Here is a 24,069-nt window from a genome sequence, read left to right as displayed (position 1 = left end):
TCAGATCGAGGCCGCCAGCTGGGCGTCGGTGGGCAGCGGGCGAAAGCGCTTGTGCTGTTCGTAGGGAAACACATCGTAGACATGGCCTTCGCGGATGCGCGCCTGGTGGCTTTGCCAGAAGACCACGTCCAGCAGGTCGGCATGGTGCTGCATGAACACCTCCCGCACGCGCGGATTGCCCAGCAGGAAAGGCCCGAAGGTCTCGGGGAACACATCCTTGGGGCCGACGCTGTACCAGATCTCGCCGCTCATCTCGTCCTCCTCGTTGCGCGGCGCGGGGACCCGGCGGAAGTTGCAGTCGGTGATGTACTCGATCTCGTCATAGTCGTAGAACACCACCTTGCCGTGGCGCGTGATGCCGAAGTTCTTCCAGAGCATGTCGCCCGGGAAGATGTTGGCCGCCACCAGGTCCTTGATCGCGTTGCCGTATTCGACGACGGCATGTTCGATCTGCGCCTGGGCGCGGCGCAATGCGCCGTCGGGGGCGCCAATGCCGGGACGCAGCACGTCGAAGGCTTCCTGCAGGTAGATGTTGAGCGGAATCATGCGCCGCTCGATGTAGAGGTGCTTGAGGATCAGCTCGGTCTGGCCGTCGCCGTCACGGTCGGAAATTTCCAGCTGGCTGGGCGCAAATTTCTGAAGCTCGGCGACCAGCTCGGGCTCGAAGCGGTCGAACGGGAAAGCCACCTCGGAAAACTCCAGCGTGTCGGCCATGCGGCCCACGCGGTCGTGCTGCTTCACGAGCAGGTATTTGCCGCGGATCTGCTCGCGCGAGGTGTCCTTTTGCGACGGATAGAAGTCCTTGATGACCTTGAACACGAAGGGGAAGCTCGGCAGGTCGAACACCAGCATGACCATGCCCTTGATGCCGGGCGCGATGCGGAAGCGGTCGGTGCTGTGGCGCAGGTGCGAGAGAAAGTCGCGGTAGAACAGCGTCTTGCCCTGCTTGGCCAGGCCCAGCGCGTTGTAGAACTCGGCGCGCGGCTTGCGCGGCATCAGGCTGCGCAGGAACTGCACGTAGGCCGACGGAATCTCCATGTCGACCATGAAGTAGGCGCGCGCGAAGCTGAACAGGATCAGCAGCTCGTCCTCGCCATCGAGCAGCGCATCGATCACGAGCTTGCCCGAGGGCGCATGCAGGATGGGCAATGCGAACGGCAACTCCTGAAAGCCGTTGATGACCTTGCCCACCACATACGCACCCTTGTTGCGGTAGAACAGGCTGGACAGCACCTGAATCTGGAAGTTGGCGCGCAGGTGCCCGTGGTCGAACAGGCCCATCAGCGCCTCGTGCACGAAAAGGGTGTCGCGCTCGAAATCATCGAAATCGACACGCAGGCCGAAGTCACGCACCATGCGCCGGATCTCGGCGAGGATGGTGTCGCGGCGCGGGTAGTAGGCGCGGTAGGTGGCGCCGCGGGCCGGGTCCTCGGGCTCGATGTACTCGGTGCTGATGGCCGGACGCACGAAGATGAAGTCGTTCTGGAAATAGCTGCGGTGCAGGATCTTGGTCGTCACCGAGTTGAAGAAGGTTTCGGCCAGCTCGGGCTGGCGATGGTCGACCAGCATGCCGATGTACAGCAGCTTGACCTGTTGCCACACCTCCATGGGCTGCTCGGCGGCCTTGAACTCACGCTCAAGCCGCCGCGAGCATTCGCGCACGCGCAGGTCGTAGAACTCGATGCGCTCGCGCTGGCCGCGCTGCTGGCCGTGCCAGTCCGATGTCTCGAAGCGGTGGCGTGCGCGCGCCGACTCGGTGCGAAACAGCTGGTAATGCCGGTTGAACCCGTCGATCATGGCCCGGGCGATGTCCCCGGCCAGCGGCGAATCGAGTTTCTGCAGCAGCATGGACGGCCGGGCGTGGTCAGGGGCGGATGGCGGCCGCCCGGGGATAGCGCTTGAGCGCGTTGCGGAACGTTTCGACCACGGACTCTGCACGGGCCATCGACACCCCAAGGTCCTTGAGCAGGCCGTCCGACAGGCCGTAGACCAGACCATGCACGGCCACGTTCTGGCCACGCGCCCAGGCGTCCTGCAGGACCGTGCTGGTGGCCACATGCCCGACCTGCTCGATCACGTTCACGTCGATCAGCGCGTCTTCCTGGGCCTGGGGGTCCAGGTGGTCCAGCCGTTTGCGGTGGCGCAGGCGCACGTCACTGACGTGGCGCAGCCAGTTGTCCACCAGCCCCACCCGCGTGCCACGCAGGGCCGCACGCACACCGCCGCAGCCGTAGTGGCCCACCACCATGATGTGCTCCACCTTGAGGTGGTCCACGGCGAACTGGATCACCGACAGCGCGTTCAAGTCCGAGGGCACCACCACGTTGGCCACGTTGCGGTGCACGAACACTTCGCCCGGCTCCAGCCCGGTGATCTGGTTGGCCGGCACCCGGCTGTCCGAGCAGCCGATCCACAGGTATTTGGGTGTCTGCTGTTGCGCCAGGTCGCTGAAGAAGTTGGGGCGTTGCTGCACCATCTGGGTGGCCCAGGCGCGGTTGTTGTCGATGAGGAGCTGGATATTGGAGGTCATGCGCGCATGGTAGCGAAAGGCCGGCCCCGCCGGGGTCGACGGGATGCCAGGCCCAAGGTCGGGGCGGGTCTTACATCGTCTCGCCGAACAGCTCGCGGCCGATCAGCATGCGGCGGATCTCGCTGGTGCCGGCGCCGATCTCGTAGAGCTTGGCGTCGCGCCACAAGCGGCCCAGCGGGTACTCGTTGATGTAACCGTTGCCGCCAAAGATCTGCACGCCCTCGCCCGCCATCCAGGTGGCTTTCTCGGCGCACCAAAGGATGACGCTGGCGCAGTCCTTGCGCACCTGGCGCACGTGCTCGGTGCCCAACAGGTCCAGATTCTTGGCCACGGTGTAAGCAAAGCTGCGCCCCGCCTGCAGGACGGTGTACATGTCGGCCACCTTGCCCTGGATGAGCTGGAACTCGCCGATGCTCTGGCCGAACTGCTTGCGGTCGTGGATGTAGGGGATCACGTTGTCCATCACCGCCTGCATGATGCCCAGCGGACCGCCGGTGAGCACGGCGCGCTCGTAGTCCAGGCCGCTCATCAGCACCCTGGCGCCGCTGTTGAGGCCGCCCAGGATGTTCTCGGCCGGCACTTCCACGTTCTGGAATACCAGCTCGCCGGTGTGGCTGCCGCGCATGCCGAGCTTGTCGAGCTTCTGCGCGATGGAAAAGCCCTTCATGCCCTTCTCGATCAGGAAGGCCGTGACGCCGCGCGCGCCGAGCTCGGGCTCGCTCTTGGCATAGACCACCAGGGTGTCGGCGTCGGGGCCGTTGGTGATCCACATCTTGCTGCCGTTGAGCAGGTAGTAGCCGCCCTTGTCCTCGGCCTTCAGTTTCATGCTGATGACGTCGGAACCAGCGCCGGGCTCGCTCATGGCCAGCGCGCCCACGTGCTCGCCGCTGATCAGCTTGGGCAGGTACTTCTGCTTCTGCGCCTCGGTGCCGTTGCGGTTGATCTGGTTCACGCACAGATTGCTGTGCGCGCCGTAGGACAGGCCCACCGAGGCGCTGGCGCGACTGATCTCCTCCATGGCCACCATGTGGGCGAGGTAGCCCATGTTGGCGCCACCGTACTGCTCGGGCACGGTGATGCCCAGCACGCCGAGCTCGCCCATCTTGCGCCAGCAGTCCATCGGGAACTGGTCGTCGCGGTCGATTTCGAAGGCGCGCGGGGCGATCTCCGCCTGGGCGAATTCGCGCACCGCATCGCGCAGCGCGTCGATGTCTTCGCCAAGCTGGAAGTTGAGTCCGGGCAGGTTGGTCATGAGGGTCTCCTTTTCAAAATAGTCGGCTGGATGGGGACAGCGCCATGCGCCCGCGCGCGGATGGCGCTGTCCCGCAGGGTTTCAATAATTCTTGGGCACCGGAACCAGGGTCTGCTGCATCACGGCGCAGGGCGAGGTCTTGCCCTCGTCGTCCACATGCACCACCTCGGCGGTGGTCACGATGATGCGTTTGCCACCCTTGACCACGCGGCCGGTGGCGCGCAATTCGCCGCCCTTGAAGCTTCCCAGGAAGTTGATCTTGTATTCCACCGTCACCACTTCCGATCCCTCGGGTGTGACGGTCAGGGCGGCGTAGCCGCCTGCGATGTCGGCCACGGCCCCCATGGCGCCGCCATGAAAGCCGTCCTGCTGCTGCGTGACCTTGTCCGAATAGGGCAGCACCAGCTCGACCAACCCGTGCTCGACCTTGACCAGGCGCGCATCGAGGTGCTGCATCATGCCCTGGCGCTCGAAACTTTTCTGCACGCGCTCGAAGATGGCGGTCATGGCGCAACCCCGGCCAGCTTGCCGGCGGCGCCAGCGGGCAATGCGGCCTTGTCGGTCCGCGCCAGCAGCGCGCGGGCCTCTTTTTCGTGCACCTTCACCTCGTCGAGATTGGCCTGCACCTCGGCCAGTTGCTCCTCGAGCTGCTGGCGGTGCGCCGCCAGCACGACCAGGAACTTGCGCAGCTGCGGGCCGGTGTCGCGCGGGCTGTCGTACATGTCGATCAGCTCCTTGGCCTCCGACAGGGACAGACCGAGCCGTTTGGCGCGCAAGGTCAGCTTCAGGCGCGTGCGGTCACGCGGGGTGTACACCCGGCTGCGCCCGCCGGGACCGGAGCGTCCGGGCTGCAGCAGGCCCATGTCCTCATAGAAACGGATCGCCCGCGTCGTCAGGTCAAATTCCCGCGCGAGATCACTGATGCTGTAAGTGGTGGCCATGCCAGCGTTCCGGAGAAGGGGTCAACAAGGTGCCTGCCGCGCCAACCTGCACTGCCTGGATCGGCCGCGCATGGTTGACGTTTACGTAAACGTCAATTATGGACGAAAATCTGCGGGCCCTGAAACCGACCTCAACCTCGACGAATCTCCTGCCATCACCGCCTCTCCCGCCGGACGGTTGCGCCGCTTGCCAATGCGGTGCCAACGGGCATCGGTTGACGCGCTACCAGTTCGGAACCGGCTGGCGCTTGAGTTCGACGCGCAACGCGCCATAGTCGGGCAGGACCGACTCCACCGTGTCCCAGAAGCGCGGGCTGTGGTCCATCACGCGCAGATGGCTCAGTTCGTGGGCCACCACATAGTCGATCACCGCCGGACGGAAATGCACCAGCCGCCAGTTCAGGCGGATCGAACCATCCGCGCTGGCGCTGCCCCAGCGGGTGCCAGCGTTGGACAGGCTCAACTTCTTCCAGCGCACCCCGAGCTGCGGTGCGAAGTGGTCGAGTCGCTCGATGAAACAGCGGTGAGCCTGACGCATCAGCCAGGCCTGCACCGCGTCGCGGATCTGCGGTGCCGTGGCACCATGCGGCAAGGCGACAAGCAACACCCGGCCCGCCTCATCCGCGTGAAGCTGCGCACCGGCCGCCTTGAAGCCGTGGCGCGGATCCAGCACCAGCCGCACGGGCTCACCAAGGTAGGGAATCGCCGCGCCGTCGCGCCACTCGATGCGCGCGGACTCGACGCGCCCCAGGCGTTCACGCGCCTCGCCGAGCTTGCGCACGATCCAGCCGGCCTTCTCCAGCAACGCAGCATCCACTTCGTGCAACGGCACCCAGGCCGGCGCGCGCACAGCCAGACCATCGGGCCCGATCGAAAAACCGATGGTGCGCCGCTTGCCGCGGCGGAACTCGTAGCTGACATGGGTGCTGCCCAGGGCGATGGCCCGGTTGGCGCGCGGATGGACAAAGCGCTGCGGCGCCAGCAGGTGCTCCAGGGACGCGCCCGGCACCGCGCCAGACGCTGCAGTATCAATAGCGTTCAACGACCATTCGACGCTGGGACGTGCCGTATTTTCTGCAGAATCCGGCCCCACACCCGGCGTTCGGCCGGGGCTGGGGCGCTGCGCCACCGCTGGCGCTGCGCCAAACAGATCCAGCGTGAACTGAAGCAAAGGGCGCATCACGCACGGCCCCCATGATGTACCAGCCGTCGCAGCAGCCGGCGCGCAAGCGGCGTCCGGAAAGACTGCGGGCGCGACCGGTCCTGCACGCCTCAACGCCCCTGGCGTGCGATCAGGTGGCTGGCAAACGCGCCCAGGTCGGCATGGACCTGCGTGCCCCTTGGGAACCCGTCTGGCAAGGGATGGCCGGCCAGTACCGCAGCCTTGCCGGTGAGCACCAGGTGCGGTTCGCAGCCCGCGGCCTGTGCGGCCAGCAGATGCTCCAGGTTGTCACCGCAGGCGGCCACGCCGTGCAGGTCAAGTCCGTAGCGCTCGCCGATCTGCTCGAACAGCCCCGCAAGCGGCTTGCGGCAGGTGCAACTGTCGTCGGCGGTATGGGGGCAGAAGAAGACGGCATCGACCCGCGCGCCCACCGCCGCCAGCATCTTGTGCATGCGGGAATGGATGGTGTTGAGCGTGGCCACGTCGATCAGGCCGCGCCCCAGGCCGGGCTGGTTGGAGGCGACCGCGACATGAAAGCCCGCGTGATTCAGTCGCGCAATGGCATCGAGTGCGCCGGGCAACGGGGTCCAGTCCTCCGGCGACGTGATGAACGGGTCGCCGTCATGGTTGATCGTGCCGTCGCGCTCAAGGATGACCAGTTTCATGGTGCGCTCCAGCATAGCCTGCGGCCTGCCGCCGGGCCGCCCCAAGGCAGGCCAGCCCCCTCGGGAGGCAGCGACGACATGCCATGCGGGGCGGTCCATGGCTTCAGGCGAGGCGCGACAGGTCGGCCACGCGGTTCATCGCGTCGTGCAGGCACTTGAGCAGGCCCTGGCGGTTCAGGCGCAGGTCCATCTCTTCGGCATTGACCATGACGTCGTCGAAGAAGGCGTCGACCGCGGAATGCAGCACCGCCAGGGTCTGCAGCGAGGTGGTGTAGTCGCCGCTTTCGAACTGCGCATTGGCCTCGGGCACGAAACGCTGCATGGCGGCAAACAGCTGCTGTTCGGCGGGCTCCTGCAGCAGTTTCGGGTTGACATGGGCGTCGACGTCGCCGGCCTTCTTCAGGATGTTGCCGATGCGCTTGTTGGCCGCGGCCAGCGCCGGACTTTCCGGTAGCGCGGCAAAGGCCCGCACGGCCGCCAGCAGCCGGCCGACCTGCCCCAGGCGCTGCGGGCGCAGGGCCAGAACCGCATCGACCTCCTGCGCGCTGTAACCCTGCTCGCGCAGCGAGCCGGCCAGACGATCGTAGATGAAGTCGGTCAGCGCCGGGGAGGCGTCGGCAATTCTGTCGCCGAAGGCTGGCACTGCCCCCGCGACCAGCGCGCCCAAGTCCAGCGGCAGGTCTTTCTCGGTCAGCATGCGGATCACGCCCAGCGCATGGCGGCGCAGCGCGAACGGGTCCTTGTCGCCGCTGGGCAGGTTGCCGATGCCGAACATGCCCACCAGCGTTTCCATCTTGTCGGCCAGTGCCACCGCCACGCCCACAGCGTTGCGTGGCAGCTCGTCGCCGGCGAAGCGCGGCTTGTAGTGGTCTTCGATGGCGAAGGCGATGTCTTCGGACAGGCCGTCATGGCGCGCGTAATAGCCGCCCATGATGCCCTGCAGCTCGGGGAACTCGCCCACCATGTCGGTCAGCAGATCGGTCTTGGCCAGACGCGCGGCGGTGTCGGCCGCCTGCGCCAGGGTTTCACCGCCCAGCTGCTGGCCGATGACGCGGGCGATGGCGCGCACGCGCGCCATGCGCTCGCCCTGGGTGCCGAGCTTGTTGTGGTACACCACCTTGTCCAGCCCCGTCACGCGCGACTCCAGCGTTTTCTTGCGGTCCTGATCGAAGAAGAACTTGGCGTCGGCCAGGCGCGGGCGCACCACGCGCTCGTTACCGCCGGTCACGGCGCTGGCGTCCGCCGGGCTGATGTTGCTGACCACCAGGAACTGGTTGGTGAGCTTTCCGGCCGCATCCAGCAGCGGGAAGTATTTCTGGTTGGCCTTCATGGTCAGGATCAGGCACTCCTGCGGCACGTCGAGGAACTGCGCCTCGAAGGTGCAGACGAGCACGTTCGGGCGTTCGACCAGCGCGGTCACCTCGTCGAGCAAGGCGTCGTCCTCGATCGGCCGGCAGCCGCCGCCCACCTGTTCGGCCGCCGCGGCCAGCTGGCGTCCGATCTCGGCGCGGCGTGCATCGAAGGAGGCGATCACGGCGCCGTCGCGCGCCAGCGTGTCGGCGTACGCGTCAGCGTTGGCAATCACCACCGGCGAGACCGCGGCCTCGAAACGATGGCCTTGCGTGGTGTGGCCCGCGCTCAGGCCCAGCGCCTTGACCGGCACCACGGTGGTGCCGTGCAGCGCCACCAGGCTGTGCGCGGGGCGCACGAAGTTCACGCTGCTCCAGCCGGGCAACTCGCAGTCGGTCTCGAGCTGGTAGCTCATGACCTTGGGGATCGGCAACTTGGCAATGGCTTCGTCGAGGGCCTTCTGCAGCCCGACGTCCAGCGTGGCGCCAGTGACCAGGCTGTCGTAGAACAATGCTTCGGCCTTGCCGTCGGGGGCTCGCTTGAGCGAGGCGGCCAGCGTCGCCGGGTCGGTCACATCGGCGCCGAGCGCACCCAGCTTCTTCAGCAGGGCCGCGGTCGGATGGCCGGCGGCGTCCAGGCCCACGGCCACGGGCATCAGTTTTTGTTGCACGGCCTTGTCCTCGGCCTTGAGCCAGACGTGGCTGATGTGCGCGGCCAGGCGGCGCGGGGAAGCATAGGGCGTGACGACGGTATCGGCCGAGGTCAGGCCCTGGACCATGAGTTGATCGGCGAGCACGCCGGCAAAGGATTCGCCGAGCTTCTTCAACGCCTTGGGCGGCAGCTCTTCCACGAAGAGTTCGACAAGCAGGTTCTGGGTGGTCATGTTCTGGTTCTCCCGGCTCAGGCGGCCTTTTTCTGTTCGGCCTTGGCCAGATCGGCCAGCACCTCGTCGCTCCAGGCCTTGGGCGCCATCGGGAATCCGAGGCGAGCCCGGCTGTCCAGATAGCTGCGGGCCACTTTGCGCGCCAGATCCCGGATGCGGCCGATGTAGGCGGCGCGCTCCGTCACGCTGATGGCGCCGCGCGCGTCCAGCAGGTTGAAGCTGTGGGCGGCCTTGAGCACCTGTTCGTAGGCCGGCAGCGCCAGTTGCTGCTCCATCAGGTACTTGGCCTGCTTCTCGTGCGCGCCGAACGCGGTGAACAGGAAGTCGGCGTCGGAGTGCTCGAAGTTGTAGGCCGACTGCTCCTTCTCGTTCTGCAGGTAGACGTCGCCATAGCTCATGCTGTCCGTCCACTTAAGGTTGTAGACGTTGTCCACGCCCTGCAGGTACATGGCCAGGCGTTCCAGGCCGTAGGTGATCTCGCCGGTAATCGGCCGGCAGTCAATGCCGCCAACCTGCTGGAAGTAGGTGAACTGCGTGACTTCCATGCCGTTGAGCCAGACCTCCCAGCCCAGCCCCCAGGCGCCCAGCGTGGGGTTCTCCCAGTCGTCCTCGACGAAGCGGATGTCGTTCTTCTTCAGATCAAAACCCAGTGCCTCCAGGCTGCCAAGGTACAGCTCCAGGATGTTCGAGGGCGCTGGCTTGAGCACCACCTGGTACTGGTAGTAGTGCTGCAGGCGGTTGGGGTTCTCGCCGTAGCGACCGTCCTTGGGCCGGCGGCTGGGCTGCACATAGGCGGCCTTCCAGGGTTCGGGGCCGAGCGCGCGCAAAAAGGTGGCGGTGTGGCTGGTCCCGGCGCCAACTTCCATGTCGTAAGGCTGCAGCAGCGCGCAGCCCTGGGCGTCCCAGTAGGACTGCAGCTTGAGGATGATTTGTTGGAAGGTGAGCATGGGCAAAAGGATCCAGGGAAGGCGCCCCCCGGGGCCGGTCGGGCAGGCAGGTTCGCACGCGGGCTGCGAAAACCCCTGATTTTACGGGGCGCAGGGTCAGCCGGCCGCTGGGGACCCGACCGCTGCCGCCTCAGCCGTGCTGGCGCCGGTTCTGCCAGGCCGCGAAGGTCAGCACGAGCGCGGCAAGGCCCCAGAACGGCCACAGGCCCAGGCGCGCCACCCAGGTGGCAAAAGGCGTGTTGCCGCTGCGTCCTTGCACCACGCCTTCCAGCACGCCGCGGGTGAGCCGGGGCAGACGGGCGGTAACCTCGCCCTGGTGGTCGATGATGACCGTGGGCCCGGTGTTGGTGGCCCTCAGCATCGGGCGCTCGAACTCCAGCGCACGCATGCGCGAGATCTGCAGGTGCTGGTCGATGGCCACACTGTCGCCGAACCAGGCGATGTTGCTGACGTTGACAAGAAGGGTCGGCGCTCGCCCGGCGTCCGCAAAGCGCGCGCCCAGCTCCTCGCCGAAGAGGTCTTCGTAGCAGATGTTGGGCGCCAGGCGCTGGCCCTTGAAATCGAACGAGGGCTGCGCCAGTGCCCCGCGACGGAATTCGCCCAGCGGGATGTTCATCATGTCGAGGAACCACTGGAAGAAGGGGGGAACAAATTCGCCAAAGGGAACCAGATGGTGCTTGTCGTAGCGGTAAACCTCCGACTGGCCCGGTTTCAGCCCCACCACCGCGTTGGTATAGCCGTCGCGGGCGTTGCCCAGCGGGATGCCGATCAGCGCGGCGCGGTCATTGCGGGTGTAGCGCTCCTGCAGCGCGTCCCAGTAACCCGGCGGCAGCTGACGCGGTAGCAGGGGCAGCGCGGTTTCGGGGGCGACCGTCAGCAGGGCACGACTGTCCCTGAGCGCGCCGCCGTACCAGCGCAGCGCGTCGGCGACGCCGGTGCCCGGCTGGAATTTTTCATCCTGGGGGATATTGCCCTGCAGCAAGGCCACATCCAGCGCGCCACTGCTGTGCGTGAACGACGGCATCGCCCATCGGGCACCCAAGGGCAGGATCAGGGCGACCGCAACCAGCGCCGCCGCGCGCCGCAGCCGTCCCTGGGAGATCAACACCAGGCCCGGCAACATGAAGGCGGCCCAGGCCGCCACCGCGCCGACGCCATAGACGCCCAGCCACGGGGCATAGTTCGCCAGCGGTCCGGCGGTGTGGGCATAACCGCCCGCGCCCCAGGGAAAACCGGTGAACCAGCGGCCCCGTGCCAACTCGGCCAGGGTCCAGGCCGATGCAAAACAGATAGCTGCCCACATCCATCTGACGCTGGGAAAGCCGGAAAAAAGCTTGAAAAACACGGCGCAGGCCGCCGCGTAATACAGCGAAAGGGCCCCGGCCAGGGCCAGCACCGCCACGACGGCCAGCGCGGCCGGCAGCCCGCCATAGGTGTGCATGGAAATGAAGAGCCACCAGAAGGTGCCACTGAGCCAGGCGGTGGCAAACACCCAGCCCAGCCAGGCCGCGCCGCGCCATCCCGTCTGCCAGGGTGGGCGGCGCTCCGCATCGCTCCAGGTGCTGCTGCTCCAGGAAGCCAGGTGGCCCGCGCAGCCATTGAGCTGCCAGCCCAGCACTGACAGGCTCAGGATCTGCAGCCACCAGAGGGGCTGGCCACTGCCAGGGAGGGCGATCGAGGCAGCCTGCGCCAGGCCGGCCAGCAGAACCGATGCCGTGGGCAGCAGGCGCGCGCGCATCAGGGCGCGGACGCCTCAGCGCGCCGTGGCCGGCAACCCGGCCACCGGCGACACCTTGAACCAGCGCACCGCACCGCCACGGGTGTGCTGCACCGTGAAACTCAGGCCGGCCAGCACATGGTGTTCCCCGCGCTTGGGCACATGACCCATCTTGTGGGCGATCAGCCCGCCGATCGTGTCGAAATCCTGGTCCGCATCGGCGCTGGAGATGCGCACGCCGAAAGCCTCCTCGATGCGCTCGATCGCGGTGTCGCCGCTGACGCGGAAACTGCGGTCGGGCAGGCCGAAGATGTCGCCGTCGTCCTCGGCCACGTCGAACTCGTCCTCGATCTCGCCGACAATCTGCTCCAGCACGTCTTCGATCGTGATCAGGCCCGCGGTGCGGCCGAACTCGTCGATCACGATGGCCAGGTGGTTGCGGTTGCCGCGGAAGTCGCGCAACAGGTCGTTCAGGCCCTTGCTTTCCGGCACGAAGACGGCCGGGCGCAGCAGGGCGCGAATATTGAGTTCCGGCGCGCGTTGCAGCTTGAGCAGATCCTTGGCCATCAGGATGCCGATGATGTTCTCCCGATCGCCCTCGAACACGGGGAAACGCGAGTGCGCGGTGTCGATCACCAGGTGCAGCAAGGCGTCGTAGGGCGAAGCGATGTCGATCAGGTCCATGCGCGGCGCAGCCACCATGACATCGCCGGCCGTCATGTCCGCCATGCGGATCACGCCTTCGAGCATCGCGCGGCTCTCGGCGTTGATCACCTTGTTGTCCTCCGCCTCGACCAGCGCCTCGATCAGTTCCTCGGGCGAATCCGGTCCGGGATGGATGAATTCAGCCAGCTTCTGCAGGAAGGAGCGCTTGTCTTCGCGCTCGGCAGGACGGGCGGGGTGAGGATCTGACACAGCCGGGAAGTGCAGGACGTGCGGTGGTTTAGGAATCGCAAGGATAGCGGAAACCGTGCCGAGGACATGCGGCACCGCCCGGTGCTCGCCAAGCAGCCGCCCGACGCGCGTCGGGCGTGCGCTCAGTCCTGCGCGGAATGCGGCGCCGTACGAGCCCCCTCGTCGGCCGCTTTGGGACGGACGATCAGGTCGTGCAGGCGCTTGCTCTGGGACTTGACCAGGTAGTCGGCCTCGGCGAACTGCTGCTCGACCAATTCGCTCACATGGGTGTCCAGGTTGGCGGGTGAAAGACTCAGGTGCGCCTCGCTCTCGCTGCCGTCGCGTACCACGGTGGCGCCGGCCTTGCGGGCAATGCCCAGCATGGTGGTGTTTTCCGTCAGAGCGTGGATGAAGATCATCGTCACGCCTTGGTTGCGCGCATGCATCATCGCACGGTCGAACAGCCGCGCGCCATAGCCGCGCCCCCGTGCGTGCGGCAGCACCGACACACCGAACTCGGCGCAGGAGGCGCGTCGCGGGTCCACCGCATAGGCCAGATGCGCCATGGCGATCAGTTCGAGCTTGCGGTTGTAGATGCCAAAGATGTCATCGCGGTCAAAGTCGAGCCCGCTGACATAGCGGCGGATGTGCTCGTCAGTGGCCGCGTAACCGAAGCGCAGGTAACGGTCTTGCGGCTCCAGGTGCAACAGGTGGCGGGCCACACGTTCCCGCTCGGACGGGCCGATCGCGCGGATGGGAACCAGTGAGAGCGCATGGTGATGCGCTGCAGGCGTCGGCTCTGCATGCGGTGTGGTGTCCGGAGCGCTCGGGTGACGAAACAGTTCACGACCGGCTTCGAGGGACGCTTTCAGGAGGTCTATGGGTTGAACCATGGTGTCAATATAAGGGTTTTCCCTAGTTCATGCACTCCAAAACCATGCGGGCCAGCGCACAGACGGTACCTCTGAAACCATTTTTCATAAGAAATCGACCATCGTCCAGCACGAAATCGTGCTTTCTTGCTATCTTTTCAGGACTGATTCGATCTGGCGAAGCCCGTTCTGGCACGCCGCATTGTGGTTTTCATGCCGCAGATCCAGAGTGCCGCACCGCAGCGCGGCTCAGCCCAAGGGCACGGCCGTGGTCGATTTGACCCGCTCCATGACAAAACTGGTCCTGCAATCCTGCACGCTGGGGTGCTTGAGCAGGGTGTCCATCATGAAGCGGGAATAGGCGGCCATGTCCGCCACCACCAGGCGCAGCAGGAAATCCATTTCACCCGTCAGCGCCGAGCATTCCACGACTTCGGGCCAGGCCTGGACGCTGGCGCGAAACAGGTCCATCGGGGTTCGCTTGGCGCTCTCGGCACGCTTTTCCAGCTGCACGTTGATGTAAGCCGTCAGCCCCAGCCCCACAGCCTCGGGTTTGACCAGGGCGACGTAGCGGTCGATGACGCCCGCTGCTTCCAGCCGCTTGACGCGGCGCAACACCGCACTGGGCGAAAGCCCGACCGTGGCGGCAATTTCGTCGTAGGTGGCGCGGCCTTCCGACTGGAGGTTGCGAAGGATCTGCCGATCCAGCTTGTCAAGTGCTTCCATTTGACGAATTTTGCACTTTACGCGCGTCAAGCGCCATCACAGCGCCGCAGTTTGCAGAAAACGTGACGCTTTGCGACGCTACAGTCTGCACACACCCACAGGAGACAAACCATGAGCCTTTCGAGTACACCCCCCACTCCTGCCGCCACCCCATGGGACAACCCGATGGGCACCGACGGTTTCGAATTCATCGAATACGCCGCACCCGATCCCCAGGCGATGGGCGAACTGTTCGAGCGCATGGGCTTCAAGGCCATCGCGAAGCACCGCCACAAGGCGGTGACGCTGTACCGCCAGGGCGGCATCAACTTCATCCTCAACGCCGAACCCGACTCCTTTGCTCAGCGCTTCGCCCGCCTGCACGGCCCCAGCATCTGTGCCATTGCCTTCCGGGTGCAGGACGCCAAGGCAGCCTACGAGCGCGCGTTGTCCCTGGGCGCGTGGGGCTACGCGGGGCAAGCCGCGCCGGGCGAGCTGAACATCCCGGCCATCAAGGGCATCGGCGACTCGATCATCTATTTCATCGACCGCTGGCGCGGCAAGAACGGTGCCAAAGACGGCGACATCGGCAACATCGGCTTCTACGACGTCGACTTTGAACCCCTGCCGGGTGCCGAGCTGAACCCCGCTGGCTATGGCATGACGGTGATCGACCACCTGACGCACAACGTGCACCGCGGCCGCATGGGCGAGTGGGCGGGCTTTTACGAGCGACTTTTCAATTTCCGCGAGGTGCGCTACTTCGACCTTGAAGGCCAGCAGACCGGCATCAAGAGCAAGGCCATGACCAGCCCCTGCGGCAAGATCCGCATCCCGATCAACGAAGAGGGCAACGACAAGGCCGGGCAGGTCCAGGAGTATCTGGACCGCTACCACGGCGAGGGCATCCAGCACATTGCGCTGGCCAGCGACAACCTGTACGACACGGTGGACGCACTGCAGCTGGGTGGCATGACGCTGCTGACCACCAGCGACACCTACTACGAGTTGCTCGACAAGCGCATTCCCGGCCACGGCGAAGACCTGGAGGCGCTGCGCCAGCGCAACATCCTGGTGGATGGCACCCCGAGCGAGCTGCTGCTGCAGATCTTCAGCGAGAACCAGCTGGGTCCGATCTTTTTCGAGTTCATTCAGCGCAAGGGCAACGAAGGTTTCGGCGAAGGCAACTTCAAGGCTTTGTTCGAAACCATGGAGCTGGACCAGATGCGCCGTGGCGTGCTGAAAGCCTGAGGCCATCCGCGGCCCGCAGCTCGGTCACACCCAGTTCGCGAGCACGGCCTGGGTCGCAGACCAGAGCTCGTGCAGCCGCTCCAGGCGCGCCGCCGCATCCGGCGGCACACCCTGACGGGCGTCCTCTTCCAGCTGGTTGCTGGCGGACTGCAGTGCCGATGCGCCAATGTTGCCCGAGGCGCCCTTGAGCGCGTGGGCGGCCGCCGCCAGCGCGGGTGCGTCGTAGGCCGCGAGGGCGGCTTCGATGGCGGCCAGCCGCCGTGGGGCCTCAACGACGAACATGCCGATCACCTCGCGTGTCAACGAAAGGTCCTCGTCATCGAACTCCCGAAACTCCTCAAGTCGCCCGAAATCCATCAGAGGCGCTGAAGCAGGATCTGCCAGCGGCGCCAGGATGACCGCTTCCGCCCGACGGTCCGTCGTCCCCGGGGCCGGCGTGTGCGGCCCAGGCACCCATCGTTCCAGTGCCAGCGCCAGGGAAGCGACATGCAGGGGTTTGGTCAGGTAGTCCACCATGCCGGCGGCCAGACAGCGGGCCTGATCCTCGGGCAGTGCGGCCGCAGTCAGCGCGATCACCGGCGGCGCCTTGTCGCCCCAGGCGTCCAGAATCTGGCGCGTGGCATCGAGTCCATCGACATCCGGCATGTTGACGTCCATGAGGATGGCGCCGAAGGGCCGCGCCTGGGTCAACGAACGGCCAACCGCAGCAACCGCTTCACGGCCGTCGACGGCCGTCTCGAAGTCGTAGCCCAGCTTGCGCAGCATGGCCGTGGCCACCTTGAGATTCACGGCATTGTCGTCCGCCACCATGACGGTCACGTTGCGCCGCGGGTCTGCGGCAGGCCGTGAAATGGCCTTCTGCACGACATGATCCGAAGAGATGCAGCGCGCGAGGGTGAGGCAGAGCTGTGCCTGCCGGGCAGGCTTGAGCAGCCGGGCATCGAACAGGTGGGCGCTTTCGTCTCCCGACGGCATGAAGCCGGAACTGAGCAGAACCAGCGGTATGTCGCGCCACGCAGGCCCGGCGCGCAACGCGCGCGCCAGTGCCACGCCGTCCATTTCCGGCATATGCATGTCGGTGATGATCACATCGGGCAACCAGCCGGACCGCATCGCCTCTGCCGAATCCTGTACGCCGCGGCTCGCCAGCCACGTGAGTGCGTCGCCGCCCGAATCCGCACTGGCCACCTCCATGCCCCAGAGTTCCAGCTGCCGTCGAAGGATGCGCACATTCGTCGGATGATCGTCGACGATCAGCGCGCGACTGCCCCGCAGCACGCTCGCACCTGATTCCGAGACCGTTGCAGGGAGCGTCGTCGCACAGGCAGCCATGGTGAACCAGAAGGTGGAGCCCTTGCCCAATTCGCTCTCCACGCCGATGCGTCCCCCCATCAATTCGACCAGACGCAGGCAGATGGCCAGACCGAGGCCGGTTCCCCCGTACTTGCGTGTGGTCGAGGCATCGACCTGACTGAAGGCCTCGAACAAGGAGCCGACCCGGTCGGGGGGGATGCCGATACCGCTATCCTGGACGCGGAACTCGATCACGGCGCGTCCCTCGGGGTCGGGCCCTTCAAGCTGGCGGGCGTGCACCGTGACTTCACCCCGGGCGGTGAACTTGACCGCGTTGTTGACCAGATTGATGAGGATCTGCCGCAATCGGGTCACATCACCCACCACGGCCGCCGGCACGGCGCCGGGACCGGCCGCGGGCATGTCGATGATGAGTTCAAGCCCTTTTTCTCGGGCGCGTGGCGCCGCGATATCGCATGCTTCTTCCACAGCGTTGCGCAGGTCGAACGGTTCCGACTCCAGTTCGAGCTTGCCCGACTCGATCTTGGAGAAGTCCAGGATGTCGTTGATCACCGAGAGCAGCTGGTCGCTGGAGATGCGGATCGTCTGGAGGTAGTCGCGCTGCTCGGCATCCAGCGAGGTCTCGGCCAGCAAGGTACTCATGCCCACCACACCGTTGAGCGGCGTGCGGATCTCATGGCTCATGGTCGCCAGGAAGGCGGCCTTGGCCCTGGCCGCCGCCAGCGCCTCTTCGCGCGAAGCGCTCAGTTCCGCTGTGCGTTGCGCAACGCGGGCTTCCAGTGTGTTGTTGGCCTCCTGCAAGGCCAATGCATCGGATCGAACCTGCTCGCGAAAGCCCTGCAGCAGCACGGCACTGTCATGCAGCACTTGCGACAATGCGCGCACCTCGCGGATGTGGGTCCTGTGGTCGATCACCGGCACCTCCCCGCGACCGAGCTGACCGGCCGCTTCGCTCAGCCGGTTCAGCCGCTGCCCGATGCCGCGTGCGATCAACCACGCCAGCAAGGTGCCCAGCAGAACCAGCGCGCCGATCAGAGCGAGCGAAACGCTTCGCGCATGCATCAGGCCCGCGGTGAAATCACTTTCGGGAGCCGCCACCACCAGGGTCCAGCGCAGTCCCAGGCTCTCGCCGAACGGACGCTGGACCATGAGCATGGTTTCGCCCGAGGCGGTCGTGCGCAACACTGCCTGGCTGCTGGCCACCACGTCGCTGCGACGCTGCGCCTGCAGCGCCTGCAGCGCCTGCAGCGCCGAAAAACTGGCTCGGATGAGGGCGTTGCTGCTCTCGGAGGGGCTGCGCCGTTCGGTCCGCCCCCCGCCGACATCCACAAAGAGCGCGTCGCCGGCCGAACTGGCCACCAGCGCGCCGCGCTCATCGACCACAAACGCCGCCCCATGGGCACTGATGCGCTGGGTGCGCAATCGATCGGCGAGTTGCTTCAGATGCAGATCCACGCCAAACACCCCCGCGACGCCGCCATCGATGTCATACACGGGCTGTGACAGGCTGACGAACAGCTGGCGGCTCTCCATAGAAACGCGAACCGGCGAGAAGACCCGACCCTTGGCGTCGGCGGCACCTGCGTACCAGACCCGTGTTCGCGGTTCGAAGTTGTCCGTTTCGAAGGCAAGCGGCCGCCCGCGCTCCCCCGGCCGGCCCGAAAGAAAGAACTGCCGGCCGACCCCGTCGGCTTCACGGCGCGCGACCTTGACGCCTTCGGGCGTGGCCTCCATACCAAGGTAGGCGCCGAGCAAAGTGCCCAGATAGACGCTCGGCACATCCTGCGTCTGGTGAACCAGCGCAAATGCCATCGCTTCGAAGTGTGCCGGATGGCGCAGCCACTCACGGGCTTGCGCTTCCTCCGCTGGCGTCATGCGAACGGACACCAGGCCGTTCAAGATCACATGGGCCTGACGCATGTGGTCTTCGGTCGCAAGCTGGATCCGTTCTGCGACCTGGGTGAGCAATCCCTGCGCCATCTCTTCGACCGAGCTTGTGCTCGCGCGTGTCAACAACCACGCGGCCAGCAGCGCCGGCACCAGGGCCAACAGGGAAAGGCTGAACCCTAAGATCCTGCGCAACGAATACAACTGCACCGGGTTCTCTCCCGTGTCAGCGGGTCAAGGCCAGCACTTCCGCTGCTTCCAGTGATGCAGACCTGCCGGGCAACTGCAGCACGGCACGCTGCCCGATCTCCACCGCGCCGGCAACAGCGCGCAGCATGCTGAGGCTGGCCGCAATAGACCAACCCAGCCTCAAGGCCTGCTTCTGCAGCAGCATGGTGGCGGTCACCACGTCACCGACGGGCAGGAGTTGTGCCGAAGCGTCGTGAAGGGGATCCTGAAGGTGGGCCAGCGTGACCGCCCCGCTGTGCAGCGCCACATTCACCTCAAAACGTGGCAAAGCCCGCGCCGGGAAATGCTCGTCGATGTATTGGCGGATGCCACGAGCGGCATCCGCCAGGCCAAGCGCCGCACGGACCGCGCGAAGGCCGTGGCTGACCGAACGCGTATTGGCAGCGTCCACGAATACAGCCAGCAAACCTTCACCGATGAATTGCATGTGGCGTGCACCAAAAAGGTAGACCGTGTCTCCGGCGCTGCCGTAAAAGCGCTTGACCAGCTCCGCGAGTTCCTGCCCGCTGAGCCGCTCGGAGACCGCGGCATAGTTCGGTATGTCGACAAACAACACCGTCGCCTCGACGAATCGTTCATCCGCCGCGCTGCCGTCACCGCTGGGCCACCGTTCGCTCAAGGCCTTGGCCAGCCGTCGCTCGTACAACCTGGACAGCTCTCGGGTCTGCACCTCCAATGCAGTGCGCACAGCCACATCCACGGCCATGTCCTGCACGGCCGTCTGCATGCTGCGCCTGTGGAGCTGTGCGTTGACCGCCTCACGCAGTTCGCCGGGGCGAAACGGCTTGGTGATGTAGTCGTCGGCGCCCGTGGTCATGCCGATGCGCATATGCACCCGCTCCTGCAAGGAGGTCAGAAGGATGACCGGAATCCCTGTCAGGCGCGGTTCGCGGCGTACCGCCGCGAGCATCTCGAACCCATTGAGGCCAGGCATCTGGACATCGCTGATGATCAGGTCTGGCGGATGCGCCTCCACGAGGGCTAGGCCCTTCGCGCCATCCTCCGCAGATACGACTTCATGCCCTTCCTTGCGGAGCACGGACGCGATCAGCGTACGGGTGCCCGCATCGTCTTCCATCACCACAATCAAGGCCATTTGTTTTTCCCTTCAGCCCGGCACTGCGCCCCGGGCACGCCGGTGGCATCGCGCCCGCAGCATACCCCGAGCAAAGGGCAGCGCCCTTCCCGCCTCATGATGCCCGAATGCCTTCTAGGCAGCAGCGCATGACTTCCGGGTCCAGTGCCAGCTCAACATGCGCGAGGCCAGAGGCCAACCGGTTGTCGGCGCCCGCCAGGGTCGCCGTCGATGCCGGGAAGACAACGTTGTCGCAATTGCTGTACCAGCTCGTGAAACGCGTGAAGCGGTGGGCTGGTTCTCCGGCCTCTAACTGTCGGACCCAGGCGCCCCGATGGCGCATCTGTCGCCCGTTGGCCACGCGAACGAAACGCGCCAGCCAGGTACCGCTATTCGGCGTGCCCAGGGTGATGACGCGAAGAATCCGCTGGTCCGCAGCCGGCCCAGCCGAACGCAACCACGCGCGAACGGCGAGTCCGCCCATGCTGTGGCAGATCACCACAGGCGGTCGACCGGTTGCGGCTGTCACCCGCGACACGGCGACGTCAACTTGGGATGCGTAGTGATCGATCGAACCGAGCACCGGCTCCAGATTGATCGCGGAAAACGCTCGCCCCTCTTTGCGCAGGATCTTGAGCCAAGGCGTCCAAATCCCACGATTGCAGAAGAACCCATGGACAAACACCACACCGGTCTGTCCCGTGACGGCGACCGGCAGGAAGTCCGGGACCGTGCGTTGGCCAAAGGGCATCCACCAGCCAAAGACCTTCAGCGCAGTCCACAATTCGCGGCTCCAGGCAATGACCCAGTTCCGGACCTTGGCGCGTGGCGCCGGATCGGCCCGATTGACGACGGCCGCCAGGGCGAACTCCAGGGCCAGGACCGATGCGAGCGCCACTGGCGGGAACCAAAAGCCGGCCCAGGCAAGCCACCAAGCCTCTGCTCGAAAGTACCAGAGGCAGGCGCTGCCGACGGCAAACATGGCGAAAAGAATGCTTCGCAGCAGGTGGGCCAACATGTAACAGTCCCTTCGGTCGCAGCCACTTGAGGTTTCGTCAGTGGAACATTTCACGCGGTCCCACAGCGCGCGGAAGGACACAAGCTCTCCACGCAGGCCATGAACCTTCAACCCCCGATGGAGCCTCGCAAGGCGATCCAACGGATTCCGATGGCGACTCTCAGGCATTGTGCTGGGCCTGCCCCCCAATCGCCCCGCGGATAGAGTCTTTCACCTAGTTCGCAGCGTCAGGTTCGCTAGACTCATTCCCTATGGAAGCCGCCCAAATCATCCGGGATGCCGTTGCGCGCGTTTCGAATCTGAGGCGTGACTGCGCTCTGGATCCAACGCTCGCTGCCTCCGTCCACGCCGTCAAGGCCTTTCAGGCCCGTCGCTTTGCAGGCACGTATTCCGACCTGCTGGCGAGTGACACTTACCGTCATGCGGCCCGATTTTTCCTGGTGGAACTGTACAGCGACAAGGACTATTCTGACCGGGATGCGCAGTTCGGGCGCATCGCAGGTGGACTGCAAACGCTGTTTACAAAGCAAGTTGTCGCGACCGCCGTTTCCCTCGCACAGCTGCATCTTCTGACGGAAGAGCTGGACCACGCCATGGGCCTGGTCTGGCAGAAAGCGAGCATGCCTGAGAATGCATCGCCCGCTGAGCGGTACCTGGAGGCCTGGCGCAAGGTCGGTCATCAGAACGACCGTGGGCGCCAGTTGGCGACAGTGTTGACGATTGGCCGGGACCTGGCGCGATTGACCCGGTTGCCCGGGCTTCGCCTGGTGCTGCGGATGATGCGCAAGCCCGCGCATGCCGCAGGACTGGGTTCACTGCAGGAGTTCCTGGAATCCGGGTTTGACACCTTTGCGGGGATGTCCCACCAAACGCGCGGGGTGGAAACCTTCCTGTCGGTCATCGAGGAGCGGGAGGCGGAACTGATCGACCTGCTGTTCGATGGAACGCCTGTCACTTGCGTGACGAAACTGGATGCGATCTTAGGACAAGCCCGGTGATGGAGGCGCAACGGGACCGGCAGAATGGCCTGAAGGAGATTCCATGGACAAATTCTGGCTGAAAAGTTATCCCCCCGGCGTCCCACATGAAATCGACCCGGGACAGTACCGCTCCCTGACGCATCTGCTCGAGGAGTCCTTTCGCAAGAATGCCACGCGCCCGTTCTCGGTCTGCATGGACCGCTGGATGTCGTACCGCGAGCTCGACGACCTGTCTTGCGCTCTGGGTGCCTGGCTGCAAAGCCGGGGACTCGAGCCAGGGGCCCGCGTCGCGATCATGTTGCCCAATGTGCCTCAGTTTGCAGTGACCATGGCTGCCGTCCTGCGCGCCGGCTACACCTGTGTCAACGTGAATCCCCTTTACACGGGCCGCGAGCTCCAGCACCAATTGAAGGACTCTGGCGCGTCCGCGATTGTGATTCTCGAAAACTTTGCGACCACCCTCGAAGAGGTCATCGCACAGACACCGGTGAAGCACGTCGTGGTCACCGCGATGGGCGATCTGTTGGGCTTCTGGTACGGGCAATGGATCACTTTCGCGGTCCGCCACCTGGCCAAGATGGTACCCGCCTACAAGCTCCCATTGAGCGACGGACGTACGGTGACGACGTTCCGACGGGCGGTGGCCGAAGGGACCGGAATGAAATTGCAGTCCAGCACGGCCTCGCTGGATTCGGTTGCGTTCCTGCAATACACCGGCGGCACCACCGGCCTCTCCAAAGGTGCCGTGCTGACCCATCGCAATATCGTGGCCGCCATCCTTCAGGCTGAGGCCTGGTTCACCCCGGCGCTCCAGCGTGTAGGCGACGTCAGCAAGACGAACAGCATTGCCGCGCTTCCGCTGTATCACATCTTTGCACTGACCCTGTGCCTGCTGTGCATCCGCTGGGGAGCGCATATGACGCTGATACCCAACCCGAGAGACTTCACGAAGTTCATCGAAGTACTGAAACAGCGCCCCTTCCATATGCTTCCGGCCGTGAATACGCTATTCAATGCATTGCTGACGCACCCGCAGTTCAAAACCATTGATTTCTCCCATCTCTGCGTATCGCAGGCGGGCGGCATGGCCGCATCGGAAGGCACGGCCCGGCATTGGATCGATGCCACGGGCTGCCCGATGATCGAGGGATGGGGTATGAGCGAAACCTGCGCAATCGGCACGAACAATCCGGTGACCAACAAGGAATTCACGGGGTCCATCGGCCTGCCTCTGCCTGGTATCGATCTTGCGATCAAAGATGAAGAGGGTCGCTCTCTGCCGCCCGGCGAGTCAGGAGAGATCTGCATCCGCGGACCCAACGTCATGACCGGCTACTACCGGCAGCCAGCGGAAACGGCAGCCGCCTTCACCTCCGACGGTTTCATGCGAACGGGCGATATCGGTGTCATGGATGCACGGGGCTACACGAAGATCATTGACCGGAAGAAGGACATGATCATCGTCAGCGGATTCAACGTCTTTCCGAACGAATTGGAAAACGTAATCTCGCTGTGTTCCGGAGTCGTCGAATGTGCCGCCGTCGGGATCCCCGATGAAAAGCAGGGCGAAGCGATTAAGGTGTTCGTCGTCAAGAACGACCCTTTGCTGACCGAAGAAGATGTCGCGAAGTACTGCCACGAACAGCTGACAGGCTACAAGCGTCCAAAATACATCGAGTTCCGGGACGAATTACCCAAATCAAACGTTGGCAAAATTCTCCGGCGCGAGTTGCGTCAGCACTGATAGCACATGCTGTGACGTAAAGTGGGCTGAACCAAAGAAAACGCCCAGTCGAATGACTGGGCGTATCTTGCTGTAAGAGCCTGACGATGACCTACTTTCACACGGGAACCCGCACTATCATCGGCGCGGAGGCGTTTCACTGTCCTGTTCGGGATGGGAAGGAGTGGGACCACCTCGCTATGGTCATCAGGCATAACTTGTTGTTGTTCTGACGAGGTCAGGACAACGAATTCATAGAGCCAATCAGCTTTTATCTTTTGACTGCGTCACTTGGCATAACAGCCTTGATCGAACGATCAAAGTTATAGGGTCAAGTCGCACGAGCAATTAGTATCGGTTAGCTTAACGCATTACTGCGCTTCCACACCCGACCTATCAACGTCCTGGTCTTGAACGACTCTTCAGGGGGCTCAAGGCCCCGGCAGATCTCATCTTGAAACGAGTTTCCCGCTTAGATGCTTTCAGCGGTTATCTCTTCCACACTTAGCTACTCGGCAATGCCACTGGCGTGACAACCGATACACCAGAGGTGTGTCCACTCCGGTCCTCTCGTACTAGGAGCAGGCTTCCTCAAATCTGCAGCGCCCACGGAAGATAGGGACCAAACTGTCTCACGACGTTTTAAACCCAGCT

Annotated in this window: 19 protein-coding genes and 2 rRNA genes; 3 read left to right on the top strand and 18 right to left on the bottom strand. The window is 64.8% G+C overall.

What is annotated here, in order from left to right:
* From aceK to ACMUOY_RS15675, 13 genes are all read right to left on the bottom strand, one after another.
* Positions 1-1,848, bottom strand: a complete 1,848-nt coding sequence (gene aceK, locus ACMUOY_RS15735) for a bifunctional isocitrate dehydrogenase kinase/phosphatase (RefSeq protein WP_413893682.1) — start codon at positions 1,846-1,848, stop codon at positions 1-3.
* Positions 1,849-1,864: 16 nt separating this feature from the next.
* Positions 1,865-2,530 carry a carbonate dehydratase gene (gene can, locus ACMUOY_RS15730; protein WP_413893681.1) on the bottom strand — a complete coding sequence of 222 codons (666 nt, stop codon included), beginning with the start codon at positions 2,528-2,530 and terminating at the stop codon, positions 1,865-1,867.
* A 70-nt stretch (positions 2,531-2,600) separates the two neighbouring features.
* Positions 2,601-3,782, bottom strand: coding sequence for an isovaleryl-CoA dehydrogenase (locus ACMUOY_RS15725; protein WP_413893680.1), 1,182 nt, complete (start codon positions 3,780-3,782; stop codon positions 2,601-2,603).
* Between the two features lie 81 nt (positions 3,783-3,863).
* Complete coding sequence (locus tag ACMUOY_RS15720) at positions 3,864-4,289, bottom strand: PaaI family thioesterase (protein WP_413893679.1); 426 nt, start codon at positions 4,287-4,289, stop codon at positions 3,864-3,866.
* Positions 4,286-4,723, bottom strand: a complete 438-nt coding sequence (locus ACMUOY_RS15715; RefSeq protein ID WP_413893678.1) for a MerR family transcriptional regulator — start codon at positions 4,721-4,723, stop codon at positions 4,286-4,288. Before ACMUOY_RS15715 ends, ACMUOY_RS15720 begins: the two co-directional genes overlap by 4 nt.
* A gap of 223 nt (positions 4,724-4,946) precedes the next feature.
* A complete protein-coding gene (locus ACMUOY_RS15710) occupies positions 4,947-5,903 on the bottom strand; it encodes a M48 family metallopeptidase (RefSeq protein WP_413893677.1) in 957 nt (318 codons plus the stop codon).
* A 92-nt stretch (positions 5,904-5,995) separates the two neighbouring features.
* Positions 5,996-6,550, bottom strand: a complete 555-nt coding sequence (gene gmhB, locus ACMUOY_RS15705; RefSeq protein WP_413893676.1) for an HAD family hydrolase — start codon at positions 6,548-6,550, stop codon at positions 5,996-5,998.
* Between the two features lie 103 nt (positions 6,551-6,653).
* Positions 6,654-8,783, bottom strand: a complete 2,130-nt coding sequence (gene glyS, locus ACMUOY_RS15700) for a glycine--tRNA ligase subunit beta (protein WP_413893675.1) — start codon at positions 8,781-8,783, stop codon at positions 6,654-6,656.
* A gap of 17 nt (positions 8,784-8,800) precedes the next feature.
* Positions 8,801-9,730 (bottom strand): glycine--tRNA ligase subunit alpha, encoded by a 930-nt coding sequence (glyQ, locus tag ACMUOY_RS15695; RefSeq protein WP_413893674.1) that lies wholly within the window; start codon positions 9,728-9,730, stop codon positions 8,801-8,803.
* A 130-nt stretch (positions 9,731-9,860) separates the two neighbouring features.
* Entirely contained in the window at positions 9,861-11,468 is a 1,608-nt protein-coding gene (lnt, locus tag ACMUOY_RS15690; RefSeq protein ID WP_413893673.1) for an apolipoprotein N-acyltransferase, read from the bottom strand.
* Positions 11,469-11,483: 15 nt separating this feature from the next.
* The gene (locus ACMUOY_RS15685) at positions 11,484-12,362 is read right to left on the bottom strand and encodes an HlyC/CorC family transporter (protein WP_413893672.1); all 879 of its coding nucleotides are present in this window, start codon (positions 12,360-12,362) and stop codon (positions 11,484-11,486) included.
* 122 nt (positions 12,363-12,484) lie between these two features.
* Positions 12,485-13,234, bottom strand: a complete 750-nt coding sequence (locus tag ACMUOY_RS15680) for a GNAT family N-acetyltransferase (RefSeq protein ID WP_413893671.1) — start codon at positions 13,232-13,234, stop codon at positions 12,485-12,487.
* Positions 13,235-13,462: 228 nt separating this feature from the next.
* A complete protein-coding gene (locus ACMUOY_RS15675) occupies positions 13,463-13,939 on the bottom strand; it encodes an Lrp/AsnC family transcriptional regulator (protein WP_413893670.1) in 477 nt (158 codons plus the stop codon).
* 111 nt (positions 13,940-14,050) lie between these two features.
* On the opposite strand from ACMUOY_RS15675, the gene hppD reads away from it, so the two are divergent.
* Positions 14,051-15,169: a 4-hydroxyphenylpyruvate dioxygenase family protein gene (gene hppD, locus ACMUOY_RS15670; RefSeq protein ID WP_413893669.1), complete on the top strand. Its 1,119-nt coding sequence runs from the start codon at positions 14,051-14,053 to the stop codon at positions 15,167-15,169.
* Positions 15,170-15,193: 24 nt separating this feature from the next.
* On the opposite strand, the gene ACMUOY_RS15665 is transcribed toward hppD, so the two are convergent.
* From ACMUOY_RS15665 to ACMUOY_RS15655, 3 genes are all read right to left on the bottom strand, one after another.
* The gene (locus tag ACMUOY_RS15665; protein WP_413893668.1) at positions 15,194-18,580 is read right to left on the bottom strand and encodes a response regulator; all 3,387 of its coding nucleotides are present in this window, start codon (positions 18,578-18,580) and stop codon (positions 15,194-15,196) included.
* A gap of 16 nt (positions 18,581-18,596) precedes the next feature.
* The gene (locus ACMUOY_RS15660; protein ID WP_413893703.1) at positions 18,597-19,697 is read right to left on the bottom strand and encodes a response regulator; all 1,101 of its coding nucleotides are present in this window, start codon (positions 19,695-19,697) and stop codon (positions 18,597-18,599) included.
* 112 nt (positions 19,698-19,809) lie between these two features.
* Positions 19,810-20,712 (bottom strand): esterase/lipase family protein, encoded by a 903-nt coding sequence (locus ACMUOY_RS15655; protein ID WP_413893667.1) that lies wholly within the window; start codon positions 20,710-20,712, stop codon positions 19,810-19,812.
* Positions 20,713-20,963: 251 nt separating this feature from the next.
* Here ACMUOY_RS15655 and ACMUOY_RS15650 point away from each other — a divergent pair, with 251 nt between their 5' ends.
* Complete coding sequence (locus tag ACMUOY_RS15650) at positions 20,964-21,710, top strand: FFLEELY motif protein (RefSeq protein WP_413893666.1); 747 nt, start codon at positions 20,964-20,966, stop codon at positions 21,708-21,710.
* Between the two features lie 43 nt (positions 21,711-21,753).
* Entirely contained in the window at positions 21,754-23,436 is a 1,683-nt protein-coding gene (locus ACMUOY_RS15645) for an AMP-binding protein (RefSeq protein ID WP_413893665.1), read from the top strand.
* Positions 23,437-23,514: 78 nt separating this feature from the next.
* On the opposite strand, the gene rrf is transcribed toward ACMUOY_RS15645, so the two are convergent.
* Together rrf and ACMUOY_RS15635 are read right to left on the bottom strand one after the other, a co-directional pair.
* A 5S ribosomal RNA gene (gene rrf, locus ACMUOY_RS15640) occupies positions 23,515-23,627 on the bottom strand.
* A gap of 115 nt (positions 23,628-23,742) precedes the next feature.
* Positions 23,743-24,069, bottom strand: a 23S ribosomal RNA gene (locus tag ACMUOY_RS15635); the annotation flags it as partial.

It is taken from the genome of Candidatus Skiveiella danica (assembly GCF_022705245.1).
Classification (GTDB): Bacteria; Pseudomonadota; Gammaproteobacteria; order Burkholderiales; family Burkholderiaceae_C; genus Skiveiella; species Skiveiella danica.
The sequence above is the reverse complement of the archived record's forward strand: the minus strand, read 5'-3'. Positions and strand labels throughout refer to the sequence as shown.

Excerpts from the sequence above, each read along its gene's own strand:
- aceK (WP_413893682.1), bottom strand. The coding sequence starts at position 1,848 with ATGCTGCTGCAGAAACTCGATTCGCCGCTGGCCGGGGACATCGCCCGG.
- can (WP_413893681.1), bottom strand. The coding sequence starts at position 2,530 with ATGACCTCCAATATCCAGCTCCTCATCGACAACAACCGCGCCTGGGCC.
- ACMUOY_RS15725 (WP_413893680.1), bottom strand. The coding sequence starts at position 3,782 with ATGACCAACCTGCCCGGACTCAACTTCCAGCTTGGCGAAGACATCGAC.
- ACMUOY_RS15720 (WP_413893679.1), bottom strand. The coding sequence starts at position 4,289 with ATGACCGCCATCTTCGAGCGCGTGCAGAAAAGTTTCGAGCGCCAGGGC.
- ACMUOY_RS15715 (WP_413893678.1), bottom strand. The coding sequence starts at position 4,723 with ATGGCCACCACTTACAGCATCAGTGATCTCGCGCGGGAATTTGACCTG.
- ACMUOY_RS15710 (WP_413893677.1), bottom strand. The coding sequence starts at position 5,903 with ATGCGCCCTTTGCTTCAGTTCACGCTGGATCTGTTTGGCGCAGCGCCA.
- gmhB (WP_413893676.1), bottom strand. The coding sequence starts at position 6,550 with ATGAAACTGGTCATCCTTGAGCGCGACGGCACGATCAACCATGACGGC.
- glyS (WP_413893675.1), bottom strand. The coding sequence starts at position 8,783 with ATGACCACCCAGAACCTGCTTGTCGAACTCTTCGTGGAAGAGCTGCCG.
- glyQ (WP_413893674.1), bottom strand. The coding sequence starts at position 9,730 with ATGCTCACCTTCCAACAAATCATCCTCAAGCTGCAGTCCTACTGGGAC.
- lnt (WP_413893673.1), bottom strand. The coding sequence starts at position 11,468 with ATGCGCGCGCGCCTGCTGCCCACGGCATCGGTTCTGCTGGCCGGCCTG.
- ACMUOY_RS15680 (WP_413893671.1), bottom strand. The coding sequence starts at position 13,234 with ATGGTTCAACCCATAGACCTCCTGAAAGCGTCCCTCGAAGCCGGTCGT.
- ACMUOY_RS15675 (WP_413893670.1), bottom strand. The coding sequence starts at position 13,939 with ATGGAAGCACTTGACAAGCTGGATCGGCAGATCCTTCGCAACCTCCAG.
- hppD (WP_413893669.1), top strand. The coding sequence starts at position 14,051 with ATGAGCCTTTCGAGTACACCCCCCACTCCTGCCGCCACCCCATGGGAC.
- ACMUOY_RS15660 (WP_413893703.1), bottom strand. The coding sequence starts at position 19,697 with ATGGAAGACGATGCGGGCACCCGTACGCTGATCGCGTCCGTGCTCCGC.
- ACMUOY_RS15655 (WP_413893667.1), bottom strand. The coding sequence starts at position 20,712 with ATGTTGGCCCACCTGCTGCGAAGCATTCTTTTCGCCATGTTTGCCGTC.
- ACMUOY_RS15650 (WP_413893666.1), top strand. The coding sequence starts at position 20,964 with ATGGAAGCCGCCCAAATCATCCGGGATGCCGTTGCGCGCGTTTCGAAT.
- ACMUOY_RS15645 (WP_413893665.1), top strand. The coding sequence starts at position 21,754 with ATGGACAAATTCTGGCTGAAAAGTTATCCCCCCGGCGTCCCACATGAA.